We start from the raw sequence: 24,951 nt of genomic DNA, 5'->3' as shown, positions 1-24,951 counted from the left end.
GGAGATGCCTCGTGCCGTCCATTGATGTCGTCGTAGCCCGCGAGATCCTCGACTCCCGCGGCAACCCCACGGTCGAGGTCGAGGTCGGCCTCGACGACGGCAGCACCGGCCGTGCCGCTGTCCCGTCCGGCGCCTCCACCGGTGCCTTCGAGGCCCTGGAGCTGCGCGACGGCGACAAGAACCGCTACTTCGGCAAGGGCGTCGAGAAGGCCGTCCTCGCCGTGATCGAGCAGATCGGCCCGGAGCTGGTCGGCTACGACGCGACCGAGCAGCGGCTGATCGACCAGGCGATGCTGGACCTGGACGCCACCCCCGACAAGTCCTCGCTCGGCGCCAACGCCATCCTGGGCGTCTCGCTCGCCGTGGCGCACGCCGCCTCCGAGGCCAGCGACCTGCCGCTGTTCCGCTACCTGGGCGGCCCGAACGCGCACGTCCTGCCGGTCCCGATGATGAACATCCTCAACGGCGGCTCGCACGCGGACTCCAACGTCGACATCCAGGAGTTCATGATCGCCCCGATCGGCGCGGAGTCCTTCTCCGAGGCCGTCCGCTGGGGCGTCGAGGTCTACCACACGCTCAAGGGCGTGCTGAAGGAGCGCGGTCTCTCCACCGGCCTCGGCGACGAGGGCGGCTTCGCGCCGAACCTGGACAGCAACCGCGAGGCGCTCGACCTGATCGTCGAGGCCATCAAGAAGGCCGGCTACACCCCGGGCAAGGACGTCGCGCTCGCCCTGGACGTCGCCTCCTCCGAGTTCTACAAGGACGGCGCCTACCAGTTCGAGGGCAAGGCGCTCTCCTCCGCCGAGCTCGGCGCCTACTACGCCGACCTGGTCGCCAACTACCCGCTGGTCTCCATCGAGGACCCGCTGGACGAGTCGGACTGGGAGGGCTGGAAGGCCCTCACCGACGAGCTGGGCGCCAAGGTGCAGCTGGTCGGTGACGACCTGTTCGTGACCAACCCGGCCCGCCTGGCCAAGGGCATCGAGACCGGCACCGCCAACGCGCTGCTGGTGAAGGTGAACCAGATCGGTTCGCTGACCGAGACCCTGGACGCCGTCGAGCTGGCCCAGCGCAACGGCTACCGCTGCATGATGTCGCACCGCTCCGGCGAGACCGAGGACGTCACCATCGCCGACCTCGCGGTCGCCACCAACTGCGGCCAGATCAAGACCGGTGCCCCGGCCCGCTCGGAGCGCGTCGCCAAGTACAACCAGCTGCTGCGCATCGAGGAGATCCTCGACGACGCCGCCGAGTACGCCGGCCGGGCCGCCTTCCCGCGGTTCCGCTCCGCGGACCAGTAAGCACAGCGAGTTCGAGGGCTGACACGCCCGTACTTCGCCGTCCGGTGCCCCGCCGTTCACCCCGTAGGGTGGACGCCGGGGCACCGGTGCGAACGGAGGGGTAGCGATGGCAGGCTGGAAGATCCCGGGACTGGCGGCGCGGCCGCGCTTCACCAGCCGGGCCACCGTGCTCGTCCTGGTGCTCTGCGCGCTGGTGGCGATCCTCGCCTACCCCACCCGCCAGTTCCTCTCCCAGCGCTCCGAGATCAACGCCCAGCGGGTCACGGCCGAGCAGGCCCGGAAGCAGGTCGAGCAGCTGACCAAGGAGCGGGCCCGCTGGCAGGACCCGGAGTACGTGAAGGCCCAGGCCCGCGAGCGGCTGCACTACGCGCTCCCCGGGGAGACCGCGTTCGTCTCGGTCGACCCGAAGCCCTCGGCCGCCGCCCAGGCGCCCTCGGCGGCCGTCTCGGCGCAGGCCGCCAAGGCGCCCAAGCCCTGGTACACCACCCTCTGGGACTCCGTCGACGCGGCCGACACCGCAACCCCCGCCCCCGCCCACGCCCCGTGAGAAGACGCACCGCCATGACCACTGAGAACACCCCGCCGGTCGACGACCGTGACCTCGCCGCCGTGGCGGCCCAGCTCGGCCGCGTCCCGCGCGGCACCCGCGCCGTCGCGCACCGCTGCCCGTGCGGCAACCCGGACGTCGTCGAGACCGCCCCCCGGCTGGCCGACGGCACCCCGTTCCCCACGCTGTACTACCTGACCTGCCCCAAGGCCGCCTCGCTGATCGGCACCCTGGAGGCGGACGGTGTGATGAAGGAGCAGAGCGCCCGGCTCGCCGAGGACCCGGAGCTGGCCGCCGCGTACCAGAAGGCGCACGAGGACTACATCGCCCGCCGGGACGCCATCGAGGTGCTGGAGGGCTTCCCCTCGGCCGGCGGGATGCCGGACCGGGTGAAGTGCCTGCACGTCCTGGTGGGCCACGCGCTGGCCGCCGGGCCCGGGGTCAACCCGCTCGGTGACGAGGCGTTGGCGATGCTGCCGGAGTGGTGGCGCAAGGGCGGCTGCGTCACCGAGGAGGACATCGAGGCCGGGGTCGCGGCGCTGCACGCCCAGCGGGAGAAGACCGAGGACCACGCGGCCGTGATCGCCGCCAAGGAGCGGAAGGCCGCCGAGCGGGCCGCCAAGCGGGCGGCCCGGGAGCAGGAGCAGGACAAGTGACGACCACTCGGGTGGCCGCAGTCGACTGCGGCACCAACTCGATCCGGCTGCTGATCGCCGAACTCGACCCGGAGACCGGCGGGATCACCGACCTGGACCGACGGATGATCATCGTCCGGCTCGGCCAGGGCGTGGACCGCACCGGCCGACTCGCCCCGGAGGCGCTGGAGCGCACCTTCGCGGCCTGCCGGGAGTACGCGGCGGTCATCGGCGAGCACGGCATCGCCCCCGAGCACGTCCGCTTCGTCGCCACCAGCGCCTCGCGGGACGCCGAGAACAGCGCCGAGTTCGCCGTCGGGGTGCGGGAGATCCTCGGGGTGGACCCCGAGGTGGTGACCGGTGACGAGGAGGCCCGGCTCTCCTTCACCGGTGCCACCCGGGAGCTGGCCGGCGGTCCGGTCGCCGCCCCCTACCTGGTCTTCGACCTGGGCGGTGGTTCGACCGAGTTCGTGCTGGGCGACGGGGAGGTGCGGCACGCCCGCTCGGTGGACATCGGCTGCGTGCGGCTGACCGAGCGGCACTTCGCCGGCTCCGAGGTGCCGACCCTGGGCCAGATCTCGGCGGCCAAGGCGGACATCGGGAAGGCGCTCGACCTGGCGGCCGAGGAGGTGCCGCTGACCGAGGCGGCCTCGCTGGTCGGCCTGGCCGGCACGGTGACCACGGTGGCGGCGGTCGCGCTCGACCTGCCGTCCTACGACTCCGAGCTGGTGCACCACTCGCGGATCAGCCTGGAGCAGGTCCGCGAGGTCACCGGGCGGCTGCTCAGCGCCACCCACGCGGAGCGGGCGGCGATCCCGGTGATCCACCCGGGCCGGGTGGACGTGATCGCGGCCGGCGCGCTGGTGATGCTCTCGATCATGGAACGGACCGGCGCCACCGAGGTGCTCGTCAGCGAGCACGACATCCTCGACGGGATCGCCTGGAGCGTGCTCGGCTGACGGACCGCCGGGTCCGCGGCCCTTCCCCGGGAGGTGTTCGCACCCTCGGGGTGGGGCCGCGTCGGGCGTGTCGCGAAAAGCTTCGTGAATTTCTTCACATGGGGATCCGCGCAAACGGGGGACATTGCTGTCCGGTCCGCCCGGATTGTGGGTCCGAAGGTGGTCGGCGGGCGGTGGTCGCTGGATCCCAGGCGGGTCCCGGAATCAGCCGGTGGAATCGAAATGATGCCCGGGAACCGTGGGGCCCGACGGATCGTTGCTGCTCAGCAGGGCCGCGTGGAATCAAACCCGTGGCCGGCCGGTCGACCGGCCCCCCGCGTGGGCCGGTGATCCGTGATAGTGGCCGCGTAGTGTAGCAGAGGCTGTCCAGCGTCCTGTGACGGGCCTCACGCAAGGCGCTCTCAACCGTGCTGGATACTTTCCGATATGAGCACCACGGAGCGTCCTCGCATCCTCATTGTCGGCGGTGGTTACGTCGGCCTGTATGCCGCGATGCGCATCCTCAAGAAGATGCGCTTCGGGGAGGCGACCGTCACGGTCGTCGACCCGCGGTCGTACATGACGTACCTGCCCTTCCTTCCCGAGGCGGCCGGCGGCAACGTCGCCCCTCGCAACCTCGTCGCGCCGCTGCGCAGCGCCCTGAAGAAGGCGGAGGTGCTCACCGGTCACGTGACCGAGGTGGACCACGCCCGCAAGGTCGCCACCATCGCGCCGCTGGCCGGCGACTCCTACGAGCTGCCCTTCGACTACCTCGTCGTGGCGACCGGCTCGGTCTCCCGGACCTTCCCGATTCCGGGCCTGGCCGAGAACGGCATCGGCATGAAGACGGTGGAGGAGGCCATCAGCCTCCGCAACCACGTCATGGCGCAGCTGGACAAGGCCGAGTCCACCACGGACGAGGCGGTCCGCCGCAAGGCCCTCACCTTCGTGGTCATCGGCGGCGGCTTCGCCGGCGTCGAGACCATCGCCGAGGTCGAGGACATGGCCCGCGACGCGGCGAAGATCTACAAGACCGTCAGCCGCGACGACATGCGCTTCATCCTGGTCGAGGCGGCCAACCGGATCCTCCCGGAGATGGGCCCGGACCTCGGTCTGTGGACCAAGGAGAAGCTCGAAGAGCGCGCCATCGAGATCTACATCGAGACCTCGATGGACTCCTGCGTCGACGGCCACGTGGTGCTGAAGAACGGCGTCGAGGCCGACGCCTCCACCATCGTCTGGACCGCGGGCGTCAAGCCCAACCCGGCCGTCGCCAACTTCGGCCTGCCGCTGGGCCCGCGCGGCCACGTGGACACCGCGCCGACCCTGCAGGTGCAGGGCTTCGACTACGTCTGGGCCGCCGGCGACAACGCCCAGGTGCCGGACCTCGCCGCCGGCGAGGGCGCCTGGTGCCCGCCGAACGCGCAGCACGCGGTGCGCCAGGCGGTCGTGCTCGGTGACAACGTGGTCTCCGGGATGCGTGGCTTCCCGCAGCAGGAGTACAAGCACAAGAACCTCGGTGCGGTCGCCGGTCTCGGCCTGCACAAGGGCGTGGCGATCCTCTTCGGCAAGTACAAGCTGAAGGGCCGTCCGGCCTGGTGGTTCCACCGCCTGTACCACGGCAGCCGGGTGCCGACCATGAACCGCAAGATCCGGGTCTTCACGGACTGGACGCTCGCCATGTTCCTCAAGCGCGAGACCGTCGGCCTGTCGGAGATGGAGCGCCCGTTCGGTGCCTTCCAGGAGGTCACCGCGCCGGTGCCGCTGCCGGCCCAGGCCAAGGCGCCCGCCGAGGCCAAGGAACTCGCCAGCAAGTAAAGCGACTGACCCCGCCGCCCCTGGGCGGGTGGTGGGGGCCCTCCGGTGCGGGAACACCGGGGGTAAGAGTCGGAGGCCCTCCGCCCGGCAGCGTCGCCGGACCACGACCTCCGTGGTGCTCAGCCGGCCGTGCGACCGGGCGGAGTACAACAGCAGTATCCGCAGGGAAGCAAGGGCCCCGGGCCCGGTGGGAGACCGCCGGACCCGGGGCCCTTCGCCGTACCAACCCGCCGTACCGCCCGCCCGTCGGCCCGGACGCATGGGCGGGCGTCACTCGGGACCACGGCGGGTCGCCGGCCGTTCGGACGGCGTGGCCGGCCGGCCCGCCCGCCGGGTCGGCCAGACGGCCGCCACCAGGCCCAGCAGGCCGACCAGGCCGACCATGCCCAGGAAGACCAGCAGCTTGCCGAACGGCCGGACCGTGGCCAGCCCGGCCGCGCTGCTGCACAGTGCGCCGCCGGTGGACCAGGCCAGCAGGCCGCTCAGGCCGATGCCCGCCGCCGCGCCGAGCAGCGGAAGGGTCGGGGGCTCCGTCCGGCTCGTCCGCCCCGGCGTGTGCCGGGTGGGGCCGCTGGGTCCGCGCATCCTGATCCCCTTGATAGTGATCCGTGCTCAGCCCGGCCTGCCAGGGGCGGGCCCGCCCCGAACCCGGGTCGGGCCCGGGGCCGGGCTCGGTCCCATGGTGCTGCGCCGCGAGCCGGCTGGCGTCAGTCATGGGGAGGGTGGGCAGCCACCACCGTGAGTCGGTCGACAGGCCGAGCTTCTCCTCCTGCGGTATGACGGCGACCCTGATGGCCGGAACTGGCGAACGGGGTGACAGAAATTACGGACAGTTCGTCAGATGGCAAGGAAGCATGACAACTTCCCTGGCTGGGAACATGCGCTACCGGGATCGGGACGACTAGGCTCAGGGGTAATCCGCACCGTGCGCGGAGTCGTTCAGGCCCGGATGGTGGAACGCAGACACGGGCAGCTTAAAACTGCTTGGCCGTAAGGTCGTGCCGGTTCGAGTCCGGCTCCGGGCACCACCCAGTTCACACCCTCCCGAGCACCTTCGGGGTGCCCGCGCATACCCCTGCTCTTTGCCAACCCATTACCATCGGGGGAGAGAGTGGTGCCGTGCCACCTCGGGAGGAAAGCGCATGAGGAGCAGCAACCCGGTCTTCTCGCGGGACGGGATCTTCACCCGGGCCGCCGGTTCGGCGTCGTCCGCGCGGGCCCCGTACGAGGGACAACTCACCGCCGAGCAGCTGGAACAGCTGTACCTGGCGCCGGCGGCGGGACCGGCGGCCACCGGCCGGATGACCCTGGACGACGTGGTGGCCCGGACCACGTTGACCCTGCTCACGCTGGTCGCGGCCGGTGCGGTGGCCTGGTTCGCGCTGCCGGCCGCCGGCTTCGGCCCGGCGGCCCTGGCGGCCCTGGCGGCCTTCGTGATCGGCCTGGTGGTCAGCTTCCGGCGCAGCGTCAGCCCGCCGCTGGTGCTGCTCTACGCGGGTCTGGAGGGCTTCTTCCTGGGCTCGGTCACCCGGGCGCTCGACACGGTCTGGCCGGGCATCGCGGTCCAGGCGGTGCTGGGCACCGCGGCGGTCTTCGCGGGCATGCTGCTCGCCTACCGCGGCGGCCTGATCCGGGTCACCGCGCGGTACACCCGGGTCGGTCTGGCGGTGGCGGCCGGTTTCCTGCTGTTGATGCTGGTCAACCTGGTGGCCTCGCTGTTCGGCGCCGCGCTGGGGCTGAACTCCGGTCCGTTGGGGATCCTGGTCGGTCTGGTCGGGATCGGGCTGGGCGCCTTCTTCCTCTCGCTCGACTTCGCGGCGGTCGAGCGGGCGATCCGGGACGGTGCGCCGGAGCGGGAGTCCTGGCGGGCGGCGTTCGGCCTGACCCTGTCGCTGGTCTGGATCTACCTGGAGCTGCTGCGGCTGATCGCCATCCTGCGGGGCGACGACTGAACCGTGCGGCGACGATCGGATCGTCCGTTGAACCGTCCGTTTTCGGCCAACCGCGCTGCGTGACACTCAGTGGTCATGGCGGCGGCCCTGGCGGCGGCCCCGGAGGCGGTCCCGGAGGCGGTCCGGCGGGCGGGTCCGGTGCCCGTTAGGCTCGCGGTATGCCCGATGCCGCCGCCCTGCTGCACGCCGTCGACCGCCTGGCGGATCGTTTCCGCGCCCTCCCGCAGAGCCGGCTGCTCGGCGCCGTCCCCGGCTACCCCTCCCGGGCCGCCGCCGGCCTCGCGCTGGCCGACCGGCTCGCGGCGGAGGCCCAGCGGCTGGAGGAGGGCGCGGAGTCCGCGCCGCGGGTCGTCCCGGACGCCGGGGCGTTCGCGGTCGGCGACCAACTCGCCGTCGCCGGGCACGATCTGGTCGTCGCGTTGGCCCCGCTGGCCGACGAGCACCCGCTGGAAACGGCCGACGGCGCCCGGACCACGGCGGCCGGCCTGCTGGCGGAGGCGGTCGCGGCGGTGGGCGCCGTGGCGGAGCTGTGCGGCTGAGCGGGCCGGGTCGGTCGATCCGGCCGAGCCGGCGTCAGATGCTGGCCACCACGCGGTCGGCCAGCACGTAGACCGCCTCGTCGTCGGTGGAGAAGGTCAGCGAGTACGAGCCGGAGAACCGCGAGCCGCCGAGCAGCCGGACGTCCTCGGCCGCCCGCACCGCGTCGATCAGCCGGTACGCGGCCTCCCGGTCGCCGGGCGCCACGCAGAGGGTGGTGCCGTCGGCGAAGGCGTAGACGTCCAGGGTGCCGAGCGGGCCGGGCCGGACGTCGGTCAGCGCGATCCGGTCCTCGGCCAGCGCGGTGAGCCGCGCGTCCGTCCACTCCCGGGACGGCGTCTGGCTGGGCACGAAGTCGGGGTGCGAGGGGTGGCGGCGCGGGTCGGGGACGGCGGCGGCCGGCTCCTCGGTGGCGGCGGGGTCCGGGTCGAGCAGTCCGGCCTCCAGGCCGGTGGCGAGCAGATCGGCCTCCCGGCGGGCCTGGGCGTCGCCGGCGGCGCCCGAGTCGGCCTGCGCCGGGTGCCCGCCGACGGTCGGGCCGGGCAGCGGGCCGCTGTCGCCGACCAGGTCCTCCAGGGCCGCGCGGAGCGCGTCGCCGAACGCCGGGTCCATGGCGGCGCCGTCCGCGGCGTCCTCCGGGCCGGTCGGGCGCGGGAAGAACACCGGCCAGTTCTCCACCGGGCCCAGCCCGTGCGGGTCGCCGGCGAACGGGGTGTCCAACAGCTCGGCGTCCTCGGCCGCCCGGGCCTCCTGCTCGGCCCAGAACGCCCGCGCCTCGTTGACCTCGCGCTCCCGGTCGGCGGCGAGTGCCTCGGTGACGGCCCGGCGTATCACCTCCTCGTCCACCTGAGTGGACGCGGCGGCCAGCTCGGTGAACCGGCGGGAGAGGCCGCGTACATGGACCAGCACGGCTGACGACACGGCGATCAGAACCAGCAACAGCGGGATGTACACGGCGCTCACGGAACGTACTCCTTGCGCGGAGTGGAACGGGGGAACCCCTCCACCCTGCCGCATAGTGGGCTGGGGCTGCAGTGGAAGATGTCCAATTTGCCCCGTGATGTTAATCATTGTCGGAATATCTGGACGTCGGGCCGTTGTACGCTGCGCGGTTGGCCGACTTCGGAACGTCGAGAACCGGGCCGGAATCGGCATGCGAAAGGGCCGGATCGCGGTGGAAATGTGATCCGGCCCCCAGTCACGCTCGGTCACTCCGAACGAGTGGCCCGAGCGCTCAACTGCCTCAGCTCAGGCGCTCGATGACCATCGCCATGCCCTGGCCCCCGCCGACGCACATGGTCTCCAGGCCGAACTGCTTGTCGTGCCACTGCAGGGAGTTGATCAGCGTGGTGGTGATCCGGGCGCCGGTCATGCCGAAGGGGTGGCCGACCGCGATCGCGCCGCCGTTGACGTTCAGCTTGTCCAGGTCGATGCCCAGGTCCCGGTAGGACGGGATGACCTGCGCCGCGAACGCCTCGTTGATCTCCACCAGGTCGATGTCGTCGATGGTCAGCCCGGCCCGCTTGAGCGCCTGCCGGGAGGCCTCCACCGGCCCGTAGCCCATGATCTCGGGGGAGAGCGCGGAGACCCCGGTGGAGACCACCCGCGCCAGCGGCGTGATGCCCAGCTCGCGCGCCTTGGTGTCGGACATGATGACCAGCGCCGCGGCGCCGTCGTTCAGCGGGCAGCAGTTGCCGGCCGTCACCGTGCCGTCGGGGCGGAAGACCGGCTTCAGGCCGGCCACGCCCTCCAGGGTCACCCCGGCGCGCGGGCCGTCGTCCGCCGAGACCACCGTGCCGTCCGGAGTGGTGACCGGGGTGATCTCGCGCTGCCAGAAGCCGGCCTTGATGGCCGCCTCGGCGAGGTTCTGCGAGCGCACGCCGAACTCGTCCTGGTCGGCCCGGGTGACGCCCTTGAGCGCGGCCAGGTTCTCCGCGGTCTGGCCCATCGCGATGTAGGCGTCCGGCAGCAGGCCGTCCTCGCGCGGGTCGTGCCACTCGCCGCCACCCTTCTCGGCGCGCTCGGCGGTACGCGCCACCGCGTCGGCGAAGAGCGGGTTCTGGGTGCCGGGCAGGCCGTCGGAGCTGCCGTGGACCGAGCGCGAGACGGTCTCCACGCCGGCCGAGACGAAGACGTCGCCCTCGCCCGCCCGGATCGCGTGCAGTGCCATCCGGGTGGTCTGCAGCGAGGAGGAGCAGTAGCGGGTGATGGTGCAGCCCGGCAGGTGGTCGAAGCCGAGCTGGACGGCGATGATCCGGGCCAGGTTGTGCCCCTGCTCACCGCCGGGCAGGCCGCAGCCCAGCATCAGGTCGTCGATGTCCCGCGGGTCGAGCTGCGGCACCTTGGCGAGCGCGGCCGCCACGATCTGGGCGGTCAGGTCGTCCGGCCGGACGTCCTTGAGCGAGCCCTTGAAGGCGCGGCCGATCGGCGAACGGGCGGCGCTGACGATGACGGCTTCGGGCATGACGGCTCCAGGGTGTGTGTCCGGCTGCTACGGAAAAGGAAGTTACTCTCAAGTAGACCGCGCGTCACCTGTGGTCGCGTGTGAGTTGGCCGACGCCGCGGGCGGCGCTCCGGGGTCCTCCGGTGCGGCCGGGTCCTCGGCGGCCGGGCCGCCGGCGACCGCCGGCAGCGCGAGCCGCAGCCGGTGCTTGACCAGGGCCCAGCGGCCGGCCCCGCCGCCCGGTGCGGCCGAGGCCACCTCGGTGCCGGACTGCCCGGCGGCGGTCGCGGCGGCCACCGCCATCGGCAGCACCTCCTCGCGCCGCACCGCAGGCTCCACGGCCTCCGGCCAGAGCCCGAGCGCCGCGCAGAGCGAGGGCAGCACGGCCATCGCCGCCGTGGCGTAGCCCTGTGCGGAGGGGTGGAACCGGTCCGAGGCGAACATCTCCGGCCGGGCCGCGAACTCCGGCCCCAGCAGGGAGCCGAGCGAGACCGTCCGGCCGTCCGCCTCCACCACCGCGATGGTCTGCGCCGCCGCCAGCTGCCGGCTGACCCGGCGCACCACCCAGCGCAGCGGCGGCCGCACCGGCTTGATGGTGCCGAGGTCCGGGCAGGTCCCGACCACCACCTCGCAGCCGGCCCCGCGCAGCGTCCGGACCGCCTCGCCGAGCTGCCGGACGGCCTGGGTGAACGGGCTGTGCCGGGTGACGTCGTTCGCCCCGATCATGATCACGGCCAGTGCCGGCCGGGCCGCCACGGCGAGCCGCACCTGGCGGGCCAGATCGTCCGAACGCGCCCCGGAGACCGCCACGTTGACCAGCCGGACCCGCCGCTCGGCGACCGAGGCCAGTCCGGCGGCGAGCAGCGCCCCCGGGGTCTCGCGCGCTCGCCGCACGCCCAGCCCGACCGCCGTGGAGTCGCCCAGGAACGCCAGCACCAGCGGCTCCTGGTCGACGCCAGGATCGGCGAAGCCCTCCCCGTACTCGCCGTCGGACCGGGGCGGATCGCCGTCCAGCAGGCCGACCGCCCGGATCGCCAGCCGGCTCTCGGTGATCAACAGCCCGGCCACCCCGACCCCCAGCAGACCCAGGCCGCCGCCGCCGTACGCCGCGGCCGTCGCGATCCGCCGGGCCACCCGCGCCCTCGAGTACTGCGCCCCAGGCATCCGGTGCCCCCTTCACGATCTCTCCCGGTCACCCGCGCCGCGCGGGTCCGTCCCAGAGCGTGCATACCCCTTGACACCTTCGCCCTATCGGCGGGCATCGGCCATCCGGAGCCATAGGCTTGCCATACCGATACCCATGCGCGCCACAGACCGGGAGGACCCCCGTGCGGTACCACAATTCGATCATCGAGCTGGTCGGCAACACTCCGTTGGTGAAGCTCAACAAGGTCACCGAGGGGATCTCCGCCACCGTGCTGGCGAAGGTCGAATACTTCAACCCCGGTGGCTCGGTCAAGGACCGGATCGCGATGCGGATGATCGAGGCGGCCGAGGCCTCCGGCGCTCTCAAGCCGGGTGGCACGATCGTCGAGCCGACCTCCGGCAACACCGGTGTGGGCCTGGCCATCGTGGCCCAGCAGAAGGGGTACCGCTGCATCTTCGTCTGCCCCGACAAGGTCTCCACTGACAAGATCAACACCCTCCGGGCCTACGGCGCCGAGGTCGTGGTCTGCCCGACCGCCGTCGCCCCGGAGCACCCGGACTCCTACTACAACGTCTCCGACCGGCTGGTCCGGGAGACCCCGAACGCCTGGAAGCCGGACCAGTACTCCAACCCGGAGAACCCGGCCTCGCACTACCACTCCACCGGTCCGGAGCTGTGGGAGCAGACCGAGGGCAGGATCACCCACTTCGTGGCCGGCGTCGGCACCGGCGGCACCATCTCCGGCACCGGCCGCTACCTGAAGGACGCCTCGGGCGGCAAGGTGCAGGTGGTCGGCGCCGACCCCGAGGGCTCGGTCTACTCGGGCGGCACCGGCCGGCCGTACCTGGTCGAGGGTGTCGGTGAGGACTTCTGGCCGACCGCCTACGACCGCACGGTGGCCGACGAGATCGTCGCGGTCTCCGACAAGGACTCCTTCCAGATGACCCGTCGGCTGGCCAAGGAGGAGGGCCTGCTGGTCGGCGGTTCCTGCGGGATGGCCGTGGTGGCCGCGCTGGAGGTCGCCCGCCGGCTCGGCCCGGACGACGTGGTCGTGGTGCTGCTGCCGGACGGCGGACGCGGCTACCTGTCGAAGATCTTCAACGACGACTGGATGGCCGACTACGGCTTCCTGCCCACCGCCGAGGACGAGGCGACCATCGGCGAGGTGCTGGCCCTCAAGGACGCCGTCGCGCACCAGGGCATCCCGCAGTTCGTGCACATGCACCCGAGCGAGACGGTCGGCGAGGCGGTCCAGGTGCTGCGCGAGTACGGCGTCTCGCAGATGCCGGTGGTCTCGCCGGGCGCCGGGCACCCGGACATCATGGCCGGCGAGGTGATCGGCTCGGTGTCCGAGCGCCACCTGCTGACCGCGCTCTTCGAGGGGCGGGCGCAGCTCTCCGACCCGCTGGAGGCGCACATGTCCCGGCCGCTGCCGGTGGTCGGCTCGGGCGAGTCGGTGAGCGGGCTGATGGACGTGCTGAAGCAGCACGACGCGGCGGTGGTGCTGGTGGACGGCAAGCCGCAGGGCATCGTCACCCAGCAGGACCTGCTGGCCTACATGGCCGGCCGGGCCGCGCATTGACCCACCATCAACTCGGCGGCCCGATTTGGTACGTCCACGACACCTGCCCGCATCACGCGGGTAACACGACTCGGGCACTGTAGGTGTCACGGCAAGACGCCGAGCACGACGGCGGTGGCGACCGGGAGCGGCTCCCCGGTGCCCGGTCGTCGCGACACACGGGCCGGCCCTGAACCGGCACGCCGTGTCTCCCTCCGAGCCTTTCGCTCGGCCGGAGGGGCCCCACGTGGGGGTCGCCGTCGTCCCGCCCCTGCCCGGCTCCGGCCGGTGCCAGGGTGAGGCGGCTCCCACGGCACCTCGCGCCGTCACGGCGCGGCTCCGCGGCTCCCGGGTGGGGGAGCCGGGCGGAGCGGGCGGGGCCGGTCCCGGCATGCCGGGACCGGCCCGCGCAGCCCACGGGGCAGGGCGTTGGGCAGCCGGCCGGGTTCTCCCCTACGCTCGCCCCATGACCAGCACCGAAGCTTCCGACACCCCCCGCTACGTCCGCCTCAGCATCGAGCTGATCGCCGAGATCACCGACGAGGAGGCGCTCAAGGCCGCGGCGCTCGCCCAGGTCGACGCGGACGAGTACCTCGACGACGAGGAGCGCGCCCAGTCGGTCGAGGCCATCGAGGTCGACCCGTCCGGCTCGCTCGCCCACTTCATCGACCCGGTCGCGCTGCTCGGCGACGTCCCGGGTGTCGAGCTGGCGCAGGCGACCTGGGAGTCCGCGCAGACCGCCTTCGACCCCGAGGACGACAGCTACGAGTTCGAGGTCGAGTAACCGGCCCCCGCTCGTCCGTCGCCCGCTCGGCCTGAGGCGCCCACCGCGTCGCGCATACCGCCCACTGCCTGTCGGCTGGGCGGTATGTCCATTTTTGGCGCACTTTCTCCAGGTCTCGTACGATCGCATGTGATCTGAATCTCTTCGCAGGGAGAGCGTGACGTGACAGCGGAGCGGGACGACGGGGGTCGGGACTGGAGCCGGCGCGGGGTGATGGCCGGGCTGATCGGGGCACCGGTCCTGCTGGTGGCGGCCTGCGAGGACGGCGGGAGCGGTGGGGGCGGCGGAGCGGCGGCGGGCGGCGCCGGCGGCGCGCCGGGGACCTCGGTCGTGCGGATCACCGTCTCGCCGGCCGACGGCACCGCCAACGCCCCCTTCGACACCCCCGTCACGGTCGGCGCGGCCGACGGCACGCTCACCTCGGTCAGGGTCACCGACTCGGCCGGACACCCGGTGGCCGGCAGGCTCGCGCCCGACGCGCGGAGCTGGACCAGCACCGACCCGTTGACGAGCGCCACCAGGTACACCGTGGCGGTCCTCGCGGTGGACCGGAACAAGCAGCAGGCCGCCGCCAACACCGCGTTCACCACGGTGGCCCCGGCGCACAGCTTCGTCGGCTACTTCACCCCGGAGCACGGCGCCACGGTCGGGGTGGGCATGCCGGTCTCGATCACCTTCAACACCCCGATCACCGACCGCAAGGCCGTCGAGCAGGCGATCACCGTGCGGGCCGTGCCGGACGTGGAGGTCGTCGGGTACTGGTACTCCAGCACCCGGTTGGACTTCCGCCCGGAGCAGTACTGGGCCCCGGGCAGCAGGGTCACCCTCCGGCTGCGGCTCAAGGACGTCGAGGGCGCCCCCGGCTGCTTCGGCATCCAGGAGAAGGACGTCGCCTTCACCGTCGGCCGCAGCCAGACCAGCCTGGCCGACCTGCAGGCCGGCACCCTGACGGTGACCACCGACGGCAAGGTCAGCGCGGTCTACAAGGTGATCGGCGGGGCCCCGGACCACCGCACCTGGGCCGGCCGGATGGTGATCTCCGAGCAGTACCAGCAGACCAAGATGGACTCCACCACGGTCGGCCTGGGCAACGAGTACGCCATCCCCGACGTCCCGCACGCCCAGCGGCTGACCACCTCCGGCACCTTCGTGCACGGCAACTACTGGTCGCCCGCCGCCGCCTTCGGCACGGCCGACACCAGCCACGGCTGCGTGGCCCTGCGCGACGTCAAGGGCGCCGGCGACCCGACCACCGACGCCGCGAGGTTCTTCGCCAGCTCCGTGATCGGCGACGTGGTCGAGGTGGTCAACTCCGGCGAGCGCACCGTCGACCCGGCCAACGGCCTGAGCGACTGGAACATCCCCTGGCCCACCTGGCAGGCCGGCAGCGCCCTCTGACGCCCCTGCCCGCCCGGACGGGGCGCGGGTACGCCGGACGGGGCGCGGGTACGGGCGGCGGCGGCCCTACCCGGTCAGCCGTCCGTCCTGGCGACGCCGATCGGGCAGCTGGCGCCGGTGCCGCCGAGGCCGCAGTGGCTGGCGGCGTTCTTGCCTCGGAGGGGTACTGCTGGTGCGAGCGCACCCAGACCTTCCAGGACATCGGCAACAGCGCCACCGCCGAGACCTACGCCTGGCTCTCCATCGACCACGCCCGCGCCGGGCAGCGCGCCCGCCGCGAAGCCATGTCCCAGGGTGTCCTTGCGGAGGCCCGTTCGGGCGGCATCTGCTCGTTGCCGACTGCAATGAGCGCGCCCGGGACCTGCTGGCCGCCTGAGAGGGCAGTGCGCTGTGAGCCTTATGTGATCCGCAGGGGGCTCGCAGCGTGTCTGAAGCGGGCGCATGTGCGGGACCGTCCCCACCTTGCCCACCCGTCGTGTCAGGGCGTCTGGGTGAACCTCCCGCCTCGGCCGGTGCGGCAGGTCCACGGCGGGTACCTCGCATCACGCAATCCCCGCATGATCACACTGGTCAGGAAAGGATTTCAGAAGTGCGAAAGACAGTCGCCCTGGCTGCCGCACTGGCGGCAGCCACCACCGCTCTCGCCACCCCCGCAGCGGCCGCCCAACGCCACCATCACGATCGCCCCTGCAGAATTTCCGGCAGGCCGAACAAGGAGGACTGCCTCCTGCAGTTCGTGCTGCAGGGAACACGGCACGACTCCATTCCCGGGACGAGCAGCTCGCTCTCGATCGACACCATGGACGCATCTCAGAACGGGTACATGATCGGAGTTGTGACCGGCATGATGTCGAGCTTCAACTCGGGGGGACCAGGCGAAGGGATCTACACCTTGCAACTTTCCAACGGGAAGGGACAGGTGGGCGTTCAGTTCGCGACCAACTCCCAGCAGACAACCCCGCTCACCGTCACGGGCGGCAGTGGGATCTTCGATTGCGCCACGGGCTCCGGCACCGGAGAGGGGAGTGGCGGCGGCGCCCCCATCCACGTCAAGCTGCACCTCAGATTCCTGTGCACGTCCCGCTGACCGCTGCGCCCGTCGGCCCGCTGCCGGGTGGCCCTGGTCTGGGTCGACTCGGCAGCGGTTGAGCAGAGGGTTACTGCTGGTCAGCGTCTTGATCGTCCGTCTTGGCGACTCCGATCGGGCAGGAACCACCCCACTCCGAAGGGTCACCCAGCTTGACGCCGGTGCCGCCGAGGCCGCAGTAGCCGTTGGGGTTCTTGGCGTCGGAGAGGTACTGCTGGTGGTAGGGCTCGGCCGGGTAGAAGGGGCCGGCGGGGGCGATCTCGGTGGTGATCGGGCCCAGGCCGAGGGCGGTGAGGGCGGGCTGGAAGGCGTCCCGGGAGGACTCGGCGGCGGCCTGCTGGGCGGCGGAGTGGGTGTGGACGGCGGAGCGGTACTGGGTGCCGACGTCGTTGCCCTGCCGGTGGCCCTGGGTCGGGTCGTGCGCCTCCCAGAAGGTCTTGAGCAGGGTGGTGTAGGAGATCACGGCCGGGTCGAAGACCACCCGGACCGCCTCGGTGTGCCCGGTCTGCCCGGTGCAGACCTCCTCGTACGTCGGGTTGGGGGTGTAGCCGCCCTGGTAGCCGACCAGCGTGGTCCACACGCCCGGCAGTTGCCAGAACGTCCGCTCGGCGCCCCAGAAGCAGCCCAGGCCGAAGTCGGCGACCTCCAGGCCGGCCGGGTAGGGGCCGGTCAGCGGGGTGCCGAGGACGGTGTGCGGCTCGGTGAGGACGAAGGCGGGCGCCGCGCGGCCGGGCAGCGCGCGGTCGGCGGGGACGGGCTCGGTCTTGGCGCGGTGGAAGAACATGTCGGGGGAACGCTCCGCGAGGCCACCGGATTCCGGCCCTGCCACTACGCTCGGGTGCCATGACTGACCACCAGCACCAGCCTTCCCAGGGCTTCGAGACCATCGCCATCCACGCGGGTCAGGAAGCAGACCCCCGGACCGGGGCCGTCGTCCCTCCGATCTACCAGGTCTCCACCTACAAGCAGGACGGCGTGGGCGGCCTGCGCGGCGGCTACGAGTACAGCCGTTCGGCCAACCCCACCCGGACCGCGCTGGAGGAGTGCCTCGCGGCGCTGGAGGGCGGCCGGCGCGGGCTCGCCTTCGCCTCCGGCCTGGCTGCCGAGGACACCCTGCTGCGGACCATCCTCCAGCCGGGCGACCACATCGTGATCCCGAACGACGCCTACGGCGGCACCTTCCGCCTGTTCGACAAGGTGCTGACCCGCTGGGGCGTCGAGTACGACGTCGCCGACACCCAGCACCCGGAGAAGGTCCGGGAGAAGATCCGGGCCAACACCAAGGCGGTCTGGGTCGAGACCCCGAGCAACCCGCTGCTCGGCATCACCGACATCGCCGCGGTCGCCCAGATCGCGCACGCGGCGGGCGCGCTGCTGGTGGTGGACAACACCTTCGCCAGCCCGTACCTGCAGCAGCCGCTGGCGCTCGGCGCGGACGTGGTGGTGCACTCGACCACCAAGTACATGGGCGGCCACTCCGACGTGGTGGGCGGCGCGCTGGTGGCGGCCGACGCCGAGCTGGGCGAGCGGCTGGCCTACCACCAGAACGCGATGGGCGCGGTGGCCGGGCCGTTCGACGCCTGGCTGGTGCTGCGCGGGATCAAGACGCTGGGCGTCCGGATGGACCGCCACACCGCCAACGCCGAGCAGCTGGTGGCGCTGCTGAGCCGGCACCCGCGGGTCACCCAGATCTACTACCCGGGCCTGGTCGGACACCCGAACCACGAGGTGGCCGCCAAGCAGATGAAGGCCTTCGGCGGGATGGTCTCGTTCCGGGTCGAGGGCGGCGAGGAGGCGGCGGTGGAGGTCTGCAACCGGGCCCAGCTGTTCACCCTCGGCGAGTCGCTGGGCGGCGTGGAGTCGCTGATCGAGCACCCGGGCCGGATGACCCACGCCTCGGTGGCCGGTTCGCTGCTGGAGGTGCCGTCCGACCTGGTCCGGCTGTCGGTGGGCATCGAGTCGGCGGACGACCTGGTGGCCGACCTGGCCCGAGCGCTGGGCTGACGCCGGTCGTGGAGCGCCCCGGGCCGGGTGGCCCGGGGCGCTCTACGCTGACCCCATGCAGAGCTGGCCGATCACCGTGGACGACATCCGCGGCGCCCACAAGATGCTCGCCGGGGTCGCCCGGGTCACCCCGATGGAGAGCAGCCGGCACCTCTCCGCGCTGGTCGGCTCGCCGGTCCACCTCAAGTGCGAGAACCTGCAGCGCACCGGTTCGTTCAAGCTGCGCGGCGCGTACGTGCGGATCGCCGGGCTGTCGCCGGTGCAGCGGGCCGGCGGGGTGGTCGCGGCCAGCGCCGGCAACCACGCGCAGGGCGTCGCGCTGGCGGCGGCGCTGCTGGGCGTGCGCTCCACGGTCTTCATGCCGCGCGTCGCACCGCTGCCCAAGGTCGCGGCGACCCGTGAGTACGGCGCCGAGGTCCGGCTGCACGGCGCGACGGTGGACGAGGCGCTCGAGGCGGCGGAGCGCTTCGCCGAGGTGAGCGGCGCGGTCTTCATCCACCCGTTCGACCACCCGGACATCGTGGTCGGCCAGGGCACGGTGGGCCTGGAGATCCTGGAGCAGTGCCCGGAGGTGCGCACCATCCTGGCCGGGGTGGGCGGTGGCGGGCTGCTGGCCGGGATCGCGGCCGCGGTGAAGCCGCTGCGCCCGGACGTCCGGGTGATCGGCGTGCAGGCGGCCGGCGCCGCCGCGTACGTGCCCTCGCTCGCGGCCGGGCGGCCGGTCTCCCTGCCCTCCTTCCACACCATGGCCGACGGGATCATGGTCGGCCGGCCCGGTGACATCCCGTTCGAGCTGGTCAACACGTTGGCGGACGGGGTGCGCACGGTCGGCGAGGATTCACTCTCGCGGGCGCTGCTGCTGGCCCTGGAGCGGCTCAAACTGGTGGTCGAGCCGGCCGGGGCGAGCCCGATCGCGGCGCTGCTGGAGCACCCGGGGGAGTTCGAGGGACCGGTGGTCGCGGTGCTCTCCGGCGGCAACGTCGACCCGCAGCTGCTGCAGCGGGTGCTGCGGCACGGGCTGGCGGCGGCCGGCCGCTACCTCTCGCTGCGGGTCCGGCTGTCCGACCGGCCGGGCTCGCTGGCGGCGCTGCTCGGGGTGCTCTCCGCGGTGGACGCCAACGTGCTGGACGTGGCGCACGTGCGGACCGACCCGCGGCTCGGGCCCTCCGAGGTGGAGGTGGACCTGCACCTGGAGACCAAGGGGCCGGAGCACTGCCTGGCGGTGGTCGGCGAACTGGCGGACGCCGGGTACGTGGTCTCGCGGTAGCCCGACTCGTTGTACGCCGAGGGGCCCGGTCGGCAAGCGCCGTCCGGGCCCCTGCGCGTGGTCCGTCAGCCGGTGTAGGGCTTGGCCTCGATGATCCGGACGCTGGCCTTCTTGCCGTTCGGCAGCTCGTAGCTGGCGTCCTCGCCGATCTTCTTGCCGTTGATGGCGCTGCCCAGCGGCGACTGCGGCGAGTAGACGTCCAGGTCGTCGCCGGCCGCCTCGCGCGAGCCGAGCAGGAACTCCATGGTGTCGTCCGGGTCGCCGTCGAACGCGACCGTGACGACCATGCCGGGCGCCACCACGCCGGAGTCCTCGGGGGCCTCGCCGACCTTGGCGCGCTCCAGGAGCTGGGTCAGCTGGCGGATCCGGGCCTCGCCCTTGCCCTGGTCGTCCTTGGCGGCGTGGTAGCCGGCGTTCTCCTTGAGGTCACCTTCCGAGCGCGCTTCCTCGATCTTCTGGGCGATCTCGGTGCGCCAGGTGCCGGTCAGGTAGTCCAGCTCGCCCTTGAGCTTGTCGTAGCCGGTCTGAGTGAGCCAGGTCACGTTGTCGCTGGTCTGGGTCACGGGTGCTCCTCGTCGGTGCTGGGCTGTGCTGAGGGTTGGTGTCAGCAGGGGTGGAACGGGTGGGTGGGGGCCGGTGCTCTCTACAAAGCAACGCCCGCGACCGAGCCATCCGGCGCGGAAGGGGCGAAACCACGAGCGTAACAATGTCCGGCGACGGACGGGAGGGGCCGTTGGCGGCGCGTTAACGGCCCGTTCGGAGAAACTTCCCGTCCGGCGGCCCGCTCATGCGACCGCCGGGCTGCCGGGGAGCGGCTACTTCGACGGCGTACAGCTGAGTAGTTCTGCCGTGGTGCCGCGGGCGGTGGTCCTGATCGTCACGATCTCGGAGAAGGTGCTGCCGGCCTTGGGGATCGGCACGTCCAGCTGGCCGACCACGGACTGGTCCGGCGCCTGCGAGCGGATCGTGCAGACGCCGCCGGTGCCGGAGTCCTTGCTGACGTTCAGCTGGGCCTGGACCTCGCTGTCGGAGACCACCTGGAAGGTCACCACCTCGCCGTTCAGCTTGGAGTTGGTGATCACGTACGAGACGCCGATCCAGGCGACCAGGCCGATCACCAGCGCGCCGCAGACCGCGCCGACGATCTTCAACCGGCGGTCGGCCTCGCGGTCGTCGCGCCGGCCGTAGCGGCCCTCGGGAGCGCCGACGGGTGCCGTCGTGGTGCCGTTCATGGCTCGATCAGTCCTTCCCTGGCGACCCTGGTGGTGCGACCCCGGAAACTCGGGGGAATGCGCGGGCCCTCCAGTCCGTCACTATAGGGGGAACGATGCTGAGCCGGACATTCCCGGAAGGAACCAGGCGTTGAGTGAGCAGTTGCGGCTGATGGCGGTGCACGCGCACCCGGACGACGAGTCCAGCAAGGGTGCCGCCACCATGGCCATGTATGTCGCCCAGGGGGTCGAGGTGCTGGTCGCCACCTGCACCGGCGGTGAGCGCGGTTCGGTGCTCAACCCGAAGCTCCAGGGTGATCCGTTCATCGAGGAGAACATCCACGAGGTCCGCAGCAAGGAGATGGACGCCGCCCGGGAGATCCTCGGCGTCCAGCAGGCCTGGCTGGGCTTCGTCGACTCGGGCCTGCCCGAGGGCGATCCGCTGCCCCCGCTGCCGGAGGGCTGCTTCGCGCTGCAGGACGTCGAGGCGGCCACCGAGCCGCTGGTCCGGCTGATCCGCGAGTTCAAGCCGCAGGTGATCACCACCTACGACGAGAACGGCGGGTACCCGCACCCCGACCACATCATGACCCACAAGATCACCATGCGGGCCTTCGAGGCCGCCGGCGACCCGGACGCCTACCCCGAGGCCGGCGAGCCCTGGCAGCCGCTGAAGCTCTACTACAACCACGGCTTCCCGATGGGCCGGATCCGCGCGCTGCACAAGTACCTCACCGAGAACGGGCTGGACTCCCCGTACGGCGAGTGGATCTCCGGCTGGGAGAAGAGCGGGCGCCAGGAGCGCGAGATCACCACCCGGGTGCACTGCGCGGACTGGTTCGAGACCCGGGACCGGGCGCTGATCGCGCACGCCACCCAGATCGACCCGGACGGCCCGTGGTTCCGCGTCCCGCTGGAGACCCAGCGCGAGGTGTGGCCGACCGAGGACTACGAGCTGGCGCGGTCGCTGGTCGACACCGACCTGCCGGAGGACGACCTGTTCGCCGGGCTGCGGGCGGCCAGCCTGGCCACCGAGGGCGTGAAGTAGCCTCCGGCGTCGCGCGGCGGCGTCCGGACAGGTCCTGAGCAGCACGTCACGGGCGCCGCGCCCGACACGCACCACCCCGGTGACCCGGTCGTAAGAAGGCCGGGTCACCATGGAGGAATGAGCACCCCCATGAACCTCACCCACTCGGTCGCCACGCTGGCCCTCGACGAGAGCAAGGTCACTCCCGGCCTGCTGGGTTTCGTCGTCTTCGCCGCGCTGGGCGTGGCCACCTGGTTCCTGGTGAAGTCGATGAACTCGCAGTTCAAGCGGATCGACTTCACCGAGGAGCCGGACCCCACGCAGGAGTAGTCCGGGCCGGGGCGTGCCCCGGCCCGTCGGCGGGCGGGCCGAACACGCGATTCGGCGCCCGGTTTTCCCGGCCGTCCGTGCACGGAGTCGGCGGACCCGGCTGAGCCGGGTCCCGCCCGCGTCCGGCGGCCCCGGCCTGCCGAACGGATCCGCCGGTCCGCCGTGCTGCCCGCCCGACTCGGTAGCGCGACGTCGCCGCACCTCCTCCGGCACGCGGACAACCCGGTCGACTGGTGGCCGTGGGAGCCGGAGGCGTTCGCGGAGGCGGCCCGGTGCGGAGTTCCGGTGCTGCTGAGCGTGGGCTACGCGGCGTGCCCCTGGTGCCAGTAGATGTGTACAGCTAGGTAGTTCTGACCTGGGGCGTTTCCAAAGTGTGCCGAAACTGACACGCAAGGTGAGTGATTGTGCGGGCAGATGGAGGCCTGGGGCGAAGACCAGCTGGCCGCCTCGCCTGAGATCAGGCCGTACGCATGTCCTGAGCGCGGATCAGATCGTGTTGAGGTCGATCTCGATCGCGAACGGAGCGGCGGTCCGGATCGTGCCGGTGAACATGTCGGCGTCGCGGTAGGACCGGCTCGCAGGGTCGAGGACGTAGGTGTAGACGAGGGGAACGCCGTTGGCGGTCTGCTCGATCCGCCAGTAGAAGGCGATGCCGGCCTGGGCGTACTGATTCACCTTCACGATGCGGTCGGTGGTCTCCGAACCCGGTGACACGACCTCGACGACCAGGAGAACGTGCTCCGGGCGGGTGGGTGTGATGTCGATGGTCTCGGCCCGGTAGACCACGACGTCGGGCCGCCGGTTGGTGAGGGGCACGTCCTGCAACCGGACATCGAAGTCCGTGTCGGCGTTCCAGTCCGGACCGGCGGCTGCATCCAGGGAGTTCGCCAGGATCCGGGCCAGGCGGTTGTGCCGCTTGGACGCACTCGGGCTCACGACGACCATCCCGTCCACGATCTCGACACCCGCGCACTGCTCCGCGGACCAGGAGTCGTACTCGTCCGCGGTGATCTGCTGGTGCATCCACCCGGGAGCGACCATCTCGGCGGTCATCGGCGTACCTCCTCGGGGGCTCGACAGGGCTCGGTGCTGCTGGGCCCAGCGTACTGTTCCGCGGCTCCGGGGCGCTGCTCTGCGTGTCGCACGCTCCGCGCCCGGCGGAGTGCTGCCGTGAACCTCCTTGGTCGCAGGGTATGTGGTGTTCTCCGGTGCCGACGGGAACCCGGTCCACCGGCTCCGGCCGCATCGCGGCGCACACGCACGAGTGCGGCTCGGGATAGCTGGCCGACGGGCGCACCTACACCCTCGACCTGGACGAACTGCCCCGGCCCGAGCCGGACGGCTGCTGACCGTATGGCGGAGCACGGCCCGCGCCTCCGCGCACCGGAGGCGTCGCAAGCGTGTGCCGAGCGGGTCCGGTGCGGGCTGGTGCTACCGCTCCGCACGGCGCAGGAACTGCCAGCCCAGTACGGCCAGGGCGAGCGTCTGCACGAGAGAAGTGAACACGAGCAGGGGCTGAACGGTGGGGGAGCAGCAGGCGGGACTGTCCACTCTGGACGGTGACCGCCACGACCGCAGTGGCTGCGGCGAGCGTGAAGTAGAGCAGGTTGTCGCGGAACCCTATGCGGGTCTTCTGTTCCTCCTTGAGGCAGTCGTACTCGGCCAGCAGGATTTTGCTCTCGGTGACATCGTCCGTGGAGGTCACAGGCGTTCCTATGCTCGAGTTCAGGATCAGCCGGCGATCTGGAAGGGCGTCAGGTTGTCGGGGCCGTGCCGTTCGATCCAACTCTTCCCGTCCGCCGCTATCCCCTCCAGGATGCGGAAGGTGTGGGTGGAGCCGGTCGCGCTGAGGTTGATCTCGGAGATCTCCTGGGAGTTCTCGTTCGGCGCCAGTTGATGGGCGTCGGCGTCCTTGATGCGGATCTTCCTGGCAGGTCCGTTGGTGAGGACGAGCTCCAGGTCGTAGCCGACGTCGACGTTCTCCGTCACCTGTACGGAGGACAGCGCGTCGAACCGGTAGTTGCTCCGCTGCTCGTTCCTGCGCGTCGCGTCGGAGAAGTTGAACTCGGAACTGACCTCGCGGATGCCGTCCTGGGTGAACAGGAACAGGCGGAAGACGTAGTGCGAGTACCGCCAAGGGCCGCCCCTGACCCGGCCCCGTTTGTAGGAAGGACCCGGGGCCACCAGGATGGTGTGGGTGATCAGGTCGCGCCAGGTGAGCTGGTGGTGCCGGAGCGCCTCATCGACGAACGAAGTCTTGTCGCAGGTGAGCCAGGTCTCCATTTCCAGCTCGCTGGGGCGAGTGGCGCCCAGGAACGACTGCCAGCGCTGGTAGGCGACCTGTCGCGCGGTCAGCTGTTCCTGGTACTCCTGGGTCTCCCGGATCAGGCGGTACTCTTCGCGCCTGACCTCCAACCACCGGGAAGCGGCCGCGTGCCCGGACCAGGCCGCCCCGAGCACGGCCAGGAACGCCCACAGCGGCCGAAGTTGGGCGGCACCCGAGACCGCCGTGCCGAACGCGGCCAGGGCCGCGGCGCCGAGGACGGTGAGGGCCGTCACGGTCAGGGCCTTCGTCCTGCCGGGGGTCTGCTCCTGGCGGTGCTGGTCGAACAGGGTGCCGTCGTCGTGGCGGTTCCGGGCATCCTCGGCGAGGTACCGGATCAGCCAGTTGACCCGCTCCACACCGATCCGGCTCTCCCGGTAGAGATCCGCGATCTCGGCCGCGCGGCTGCCGCGGACCTGAGCGGTGTGGGCGAGCCAGGCGTCCGGGGTGAGCCCGTAGGGCGTGCGAATGCTGAAGTAGTGATCGAACGAATGGCGGACACTGACCACACGTCATCTTGCATTTCCTGCAAGGTGCTTCAGTTATTGTCACTTGCACAAGAAGGGGGGGTGATGGGGGATTGCTGTGCCGCTCGACTCCGCAGCCGCGGCGCGTGCGGCAGGACTGCACGGATCGACCGG

Annotated in this window: 23 protein-coding genes, 1 tRNA gene and 2 pseudogenes; 17 read left to right on the top strand and 9 right to left on the bottom strand. The window is 71.7% G+C overall.

All coding sequences use genetic code 11. The features are described 5' to 3' along the window. Positions 1–11: 11 nt before the first annotated feature. From eno to ACIGXM_RS07920, 5 genes are all read left to right on the top strand, one after another. Positions 12–1,301: a phosphopyruvate hydratase gene (gene eno / locus ACIGXM_RS07940; RefSeq protein WP_396558013.1), complete on the top strand. Its 1,290-nt coding sequence runs from the start codon at positions 12–14 to the stop codon at positions 1,299–1,301. A 106-nt stretch (positions 1,302–1,407) separates the two neighbouring features. Beyond that, positions 1,408–1,848, top strand: coding sequence for a septum formation initiator family protein (locus ACIGXM_RS07935; protein ID WP_396558011.1), 441 nt, complete (start codon positions 1,408–1,410; stop codon positions 1,846–1,848). A gap of 14 nt (positions 1,849–1,862) precedes the next feature. After that, positions 1,863–2,504, top strand: a complete 642-nt coding sequence (locus ACIGXM_RS07930) for a DUF501 domain-containing protein (RefSeq protein ID WP_396558010.1) — start codon at positions 1,863–1,865, stop codon at positions 2,502–2,504. Then, a complete protein-coding gene (locus ACIGXM_RS07925) occupies positions 2,501–3,442 on the top strand; it encodes an exopolyphosphatase (protein ID WP_396558008.1) in 942 nt (313 codons plus the stop codon). The genes ACIGXM_RS07930 and ACIGXM_RS07925 overlap by 4 nt, the downstream gene beginning before the upstream one ends. Positions 3,443–3,868: 426 nt before the next feature. Further along, positions 3,869–5,239, top strand: a complete 1,371-nt coding sequence (locus ACIGXM_RS07920; RefSeq protein ID WP_396558006.1) for an NAD(P)/FAD-dependent oxidoreductase — start codon at positions 3,869–3,871, stop codon at positions 5,237–5,239. 270 nt (positions 5,240–5,509) lie between these two features. Here the strand turns inward: ACIGXM_RS07920 and ACIGXM_RS07915 are convergent, their stop codons facing one another. Further along, the gene (locus ACIGXM_RS07915) at positions 5,510–5,824 is read right to left on the bottom strand and encodes a hypothetical protein (protein WP_396558004.1); all 315 of its coding nucleotides are present in this window, start codon (positions 5,822–5,824) and stop codon (positions 5,510–5,512) included. Between the two features lie 358 nt (positions 5,825–6,182). On the opposite strand from ACIGXM_RS07915, the gene ACIGXM_RS07910 reads away from it, so the two are divergent. The 3 genes from ACIGXM_RS07910 to ACIGXM_RS07900 all read left to right on the top strand — a co-directional run bounded on the left by ACIGXM_RS07910 (position 6,183) and on the right by ACIGXM_RS07900 (position 7,730). Then, positions 6,183–6,267, top strand: a tRNA-Leu gene (locus ACIGXM_RS07910). Between the two features lie 114 nt (positions 6,268–6,381). Next, positions 6,382–7,191 (top strand): Bax inhibitor-1/YccA family protein, encoded by an 810-nt coding sequence (locus ACIGXM_RS07905; RefSeq protein ID WP_396558002.1) that lies wholly within the window; start codon positions 6,382–6,384, stop codon positions 7,189–7,191. Positions 7,192–7,349: 158 nt separating this feature from the next. Continuing rightward, on the top strand, positions 7,350–7,730 hold the full coding sequence (locus tag ACIGXM_RS07900) for a hypothetical protein (RefSeq protein WP_396558000.1): 381 nt from the start codon (positions 7,350–7,352) through the stop codon (positions 7,728–7,730). 34 nt (positions 7,731–7,764) lie between these two features. On the opposite strand, the gene ACIGXM_RS07895 is transcribed toward ACIGXM_RS07900, so the two are convergent. From ACIGXM_RS07895 to ACIGXM_RS07885, 3 genes are all read right to left on the bottom strand, one after another. Next, positions 7,765–8,691, bottom strand: a complete 927-nt coding sequence (locus tag ACIGXM_RS07895) for a hypothetical protein (protein ID WP_396557998.1) — start codon at positions 8,689–8,691, stop codon at positions 7,765–7,767. A 280-nt stretch (positions 8,692–8,971) separates the two neighbouring features. Then, positions 8,972–10,192: an acetyl-CoA C-acetyltransferase gene (locus ACIGXM_RS07890; RefSeq protein ID WP_396557996.1), complete on the bottom strand. Its 1,221-nt coding sequence runs from the start codon at positions 10,190–10,192 to the stop codon at positions 8,972–8,974. 48 nt (positions 10,193–10,240) lie between these two features. After that, a complete protein-coding gene (locus tag ACIGXM_RS07885; RefSeq protein ID WP_396557994.1) occupies positions 10,241–11,335 on the bottom strand; it encodes an SGNH/GDSL hydrolase family protein in 1,095 nt (364 codons plus the stop codon). 164 nt (positions 11,336–11,499) lie between these two features. On the opposite strand from ACIGXM_RS07885, the gene ACIGXM_RS07880 reads away from it, so the two are divergent. From ACIGXM_RS07880 to ACIGXM_RS07865, 4 genes are all read left to right on the top strand, one after another. Then, on the top strand, positions 11,500–12,900 hold the full coding sequence (locus tag ACIGXM_RS07880) for a cystathionine beta-synthase (RefSeq protein WP_396557992.1): 1,401 nt from the start codon (positions 11,500–11,502) through the stop codon (positions 12,898–12,900). 445 nt (positions 12,901–13,345) lie between these two features. Then, positions 13,346–13,663, top strand: coding sequence for a hypothetical protein (locus ACIGXM_RS07875; RefSeq protein WP_396557990.1), 318 nt, complete (start codon positions 13,346–13,348; stop codon positions 13,661–13,663). Between the two features lie 162 nt (positions 13,664–13,825). Further along, a complete protein-coding gene (locus tag ACIGXM_RS07870; RefSeq protein ID WP_396557988.1) occupies positions 13,826–15,061 on the top strand; it encodes an Ig-like domain-containing protein in 1,236 nt (411 codons plus the stop codon). Positions 15,062–15,650: 589 nt separating this feature from the next. Beyond that, on the top strand, positions 15,651–16,148 hold the full coding sequence (locus tag ACIGXM_RS07865; protein WP_396557986.1) for a hypothetical protein: 498 nt from the start codon (positions 15,651–15,653) through the stop codon (positions 16,146–16,148). Positions 16,149–16,218: 70 nt separating this feature from the next. Here the strand turns inward: ACIGXM_RS07865 and msrA are convergent, their stop codons facing one another. Then, positions 16,219–16,932 carry a peptide-methionine (S)-S-oxide reductase MsrA gene (gene msrA, locus ACIGXM_RS07860; protein WP_396557984.1) on the bottom strand — a complete coding sequence of 238 codons (714 nt, stop codon included), beginning with the start codon at positions 16,930–16,932 and terminating at the stop codon, positions 16,219–16,221. Between the two features lie 59 nt (positions 16,933–16,991). On the opposite strand from msrA, the gene ACIGXM_RS07855 reads away from it, so the two are divergent. Then, on the top strand, positions 16,992–18,152 hold the full coding sequence (locus ACIGXM_RS07855; protein ID WP_396557982.1) for a cystathionine gamma-synthase: 1,161 nt from the start codon (positions 16,992–16,994) through the stop codon (positions 18,150–18,152). Positions 18,153–18,207: 55 nt separating this feature from the next. Further along, on the top strand, positions 18,208–19,419 hold the full coding sequence (ilvA, locus tag ACIGXM_RS07850) for a threonine ammonia-lyase (protein ID WP_396557980.1): 1,212 nt from the start codon (positions 18,208–18,210) through the stop codon (positions 19,417–19,419). Between the two features lie 65 nt (positions 19,420–19,484). Here ilvA and greA read toward each other — a convergent pair whose 3' ends face one another. Next, the gene (greA, locus tag ACIGXM_RS07845; protein WP_396557978.1) at positions 19,485–19,982 is read right to left on the bottom strand and encodes a transcription elongation factor GreA; all 498 of its coding nucleotides are present in this window, start codon (positions 19,980–19,982) and stop codon (positions 19,485–19,487) included. Between the two features lie 252 nt (positions 19,983–20,234). After that, entirely contained in the window at positions 20,235–20,651 is a 417-nt protein-coding gene (locus tag ACIGXM_RS07840) for a DUF4307 domain-containing protein (protein WP_396557976.1), read from the bottom strand. A 130-nt stretch (positions 20,652–20,781) separates the two neighbouring features. Between ACIGXM_RS07840 and mca the strand changes: the two genes are divergently transcribed. The 3 genes and pseudogenes from mca to ACIGXM_RS07825 form a co-directional block, all read left to right on the top strand. Next, positions 20,782–21,678: a mycothiol conjugate amidase Mca gene (gene mca / locus ACIGXM_RS07835; protein ID WP_396557974.1), complete on the top strand. Its 897-nt coding sequence runs from the start codon at positions 20,782–20,784 to the stop codon at positions 21,676–21,678. 117 nt (positions 21,679–21,795) lie between these two features. Further along, positions 21,796–21,987, top strand: a complete 192-nt coding sequence (locus ACIGXM_RS07830) for a hypothetical protein (RefSeq protein WP_396557972.1) — start codon at positions 21,796–21,798, stop codon at positions 21,985–21,987. 165 nt (positions 21,988–22,152) lie between these two features. Further along, positions 22,153–22,311 (top strand): annotated as a pseudogene (locus tag ACIGXM_RS07825) (DUF255 domain-containing protein); the annotation flags it as partial. 162 nt (positions 22,312–22,473) lie between these two features. Here ACIGXM_RS07825 and ACIGXM_RS07820 read toward each other — a convergent pair. Then, a complete protein-coding gene (locus ACIGXM_RS07820; RefSeq protein WP_396557970.1) occupies positions 22,474–23,040 on the bottom strand; it encodes a Uma2 family endonuclease in 567 nt (188 codons plus the stop codon). A gap of 678 nt (positions 23,041–23,718) precedes the next feature. Then, positions 23,719–24,810 (bottom strand): annotated as a pseudogene (locus ACIGXM_RS07815) (hypothetical protein); the annotation flags it as partial. Positions 24,811–24,951 lie beyond the last annotated feature (141 nt).

Source organism: Kitasatospora sp. NPDC052896, from assembly GCF_044547075.1.
Taxonomy (GTDB): Bacteria; Actinomycetota; Actinomycetes; order Streptomycetales; family Streptomycetaceae; genus Kitasatospora.
This window is presented reverse-complemented; position numbering and strand designations above follow the sequence as displayed.

Excerpts from the sequence above, each read along its gene's own strand:
- ACIGXM_RS07935 (WP_396558011.1), top strand. The coding sequence starts at position 1,408 with ATGGCAGGCTGGAAGATCCCGGGACTGGCGGCGCGGCCGCGCTTCACC.
- ACIGXM_RS07930 (WP_396558010.1), top strand. The coding sequence starts at position 1,863 with ATGACCACTGAGAACACCCCGCCGGTCGACGACCGTGACCTCGCCGCC.
- ACIGXM_RS07920 (WP_396558006.1), top strand. The coding sequence starts at position 3,869 with ATGAGCACCACGGAGCGTCCTCGCATCCTCATTGTCGGCGGTGGTTAC.
- ACIGXM_RS07915 (WP_396558004.1), bottom strand. The coding sequence starts at position 5,824 with ATGCGCGGACCCAGCGGCCCCACCCGGCACACGCCGGGGCGGACGAGC.
- ACIGXM_RS07905 (WP_396558002.1), top strand. The coding sequence starts at position 6,382 with ATGAGGAGCAGCAACCCGGTCTTCTCGCGGGACGGGATCTTCACCCGG.
- ACIGXM_RS07900 (WP_396558000.1), top strand. The coding sequence starts at position 7,350 with ATGCCCGATGCCGCCGCCCTGCTGCACGCCGTCGACCGCCTGGCGGAT.
- ACIGXM_RS07890 (WP_396557996.1), bottom strand. The coding sequence starts at position 10,192 with ATGCCCGAAGCCGTCATCGTCAGCGCCGCCCGTTCGCCGATCGGCCGC.
- ACIGXM_RS07885 (WP_396557994.1), bottom strand. The coding sequence starts at position 11,335 with ATGCCTGGGGCGCAGTACTCGAGGGCGCGGGTGGCCCGGCGGATCGCG.
- ACIGXM_RS07875 (WP_396557990.1), top strand. The coding sequence starts at position 13,346 with ATGACCAGCACCGAAGCTTCCGACACCCCCCGCTACGTCCGCCTCAGC.
- msrA (WP_396557984.1), bottom strand. The coding sequence starts at position 16,932 with ATGTTCTTCCACCGCGCCAAGACCGAGCCCGTCCCCGCCGACCGCGCG.
- ACIGXM_RS07855 (WP_396557982.1), top strand. The coding sequence starts at position 16,992 with ATGACTGACCACCAGCACCAGCCTTCCCAGGGCTTCGAGACCATCGCC.
- ilvA (WP_396557980.1), top strand. The coding sequence starts at position 18,208 with ATGCAGAGCTGGCCGATCACCGTGGACGACATCCGCGGCGCCCACAAG.
- ACIGXM_RS07840 (WP_396557976.1), bottom strand. The coding sequence starts at position 20,651 with ATGAACGGCACCACGACGGCACCCGTCGGCGCTCCCGAGGGCCGCTAC.
- ACIGXM_RS07830 (WP_396557972.1), top strand. The coding sequence starts at position 21,796 with ATGAGCACCCCCATGAACCTCACCCACTCGGTCGCCACGCTGGCCCTC.
- ACIGXM_RS07820 (WP_396557970.1), bottom strand. The coding sequence starts at position 23,040 with ATGACCGCCGAGATGGTCGCTCCCGGGTGGATGCACCAGCAGATCACC.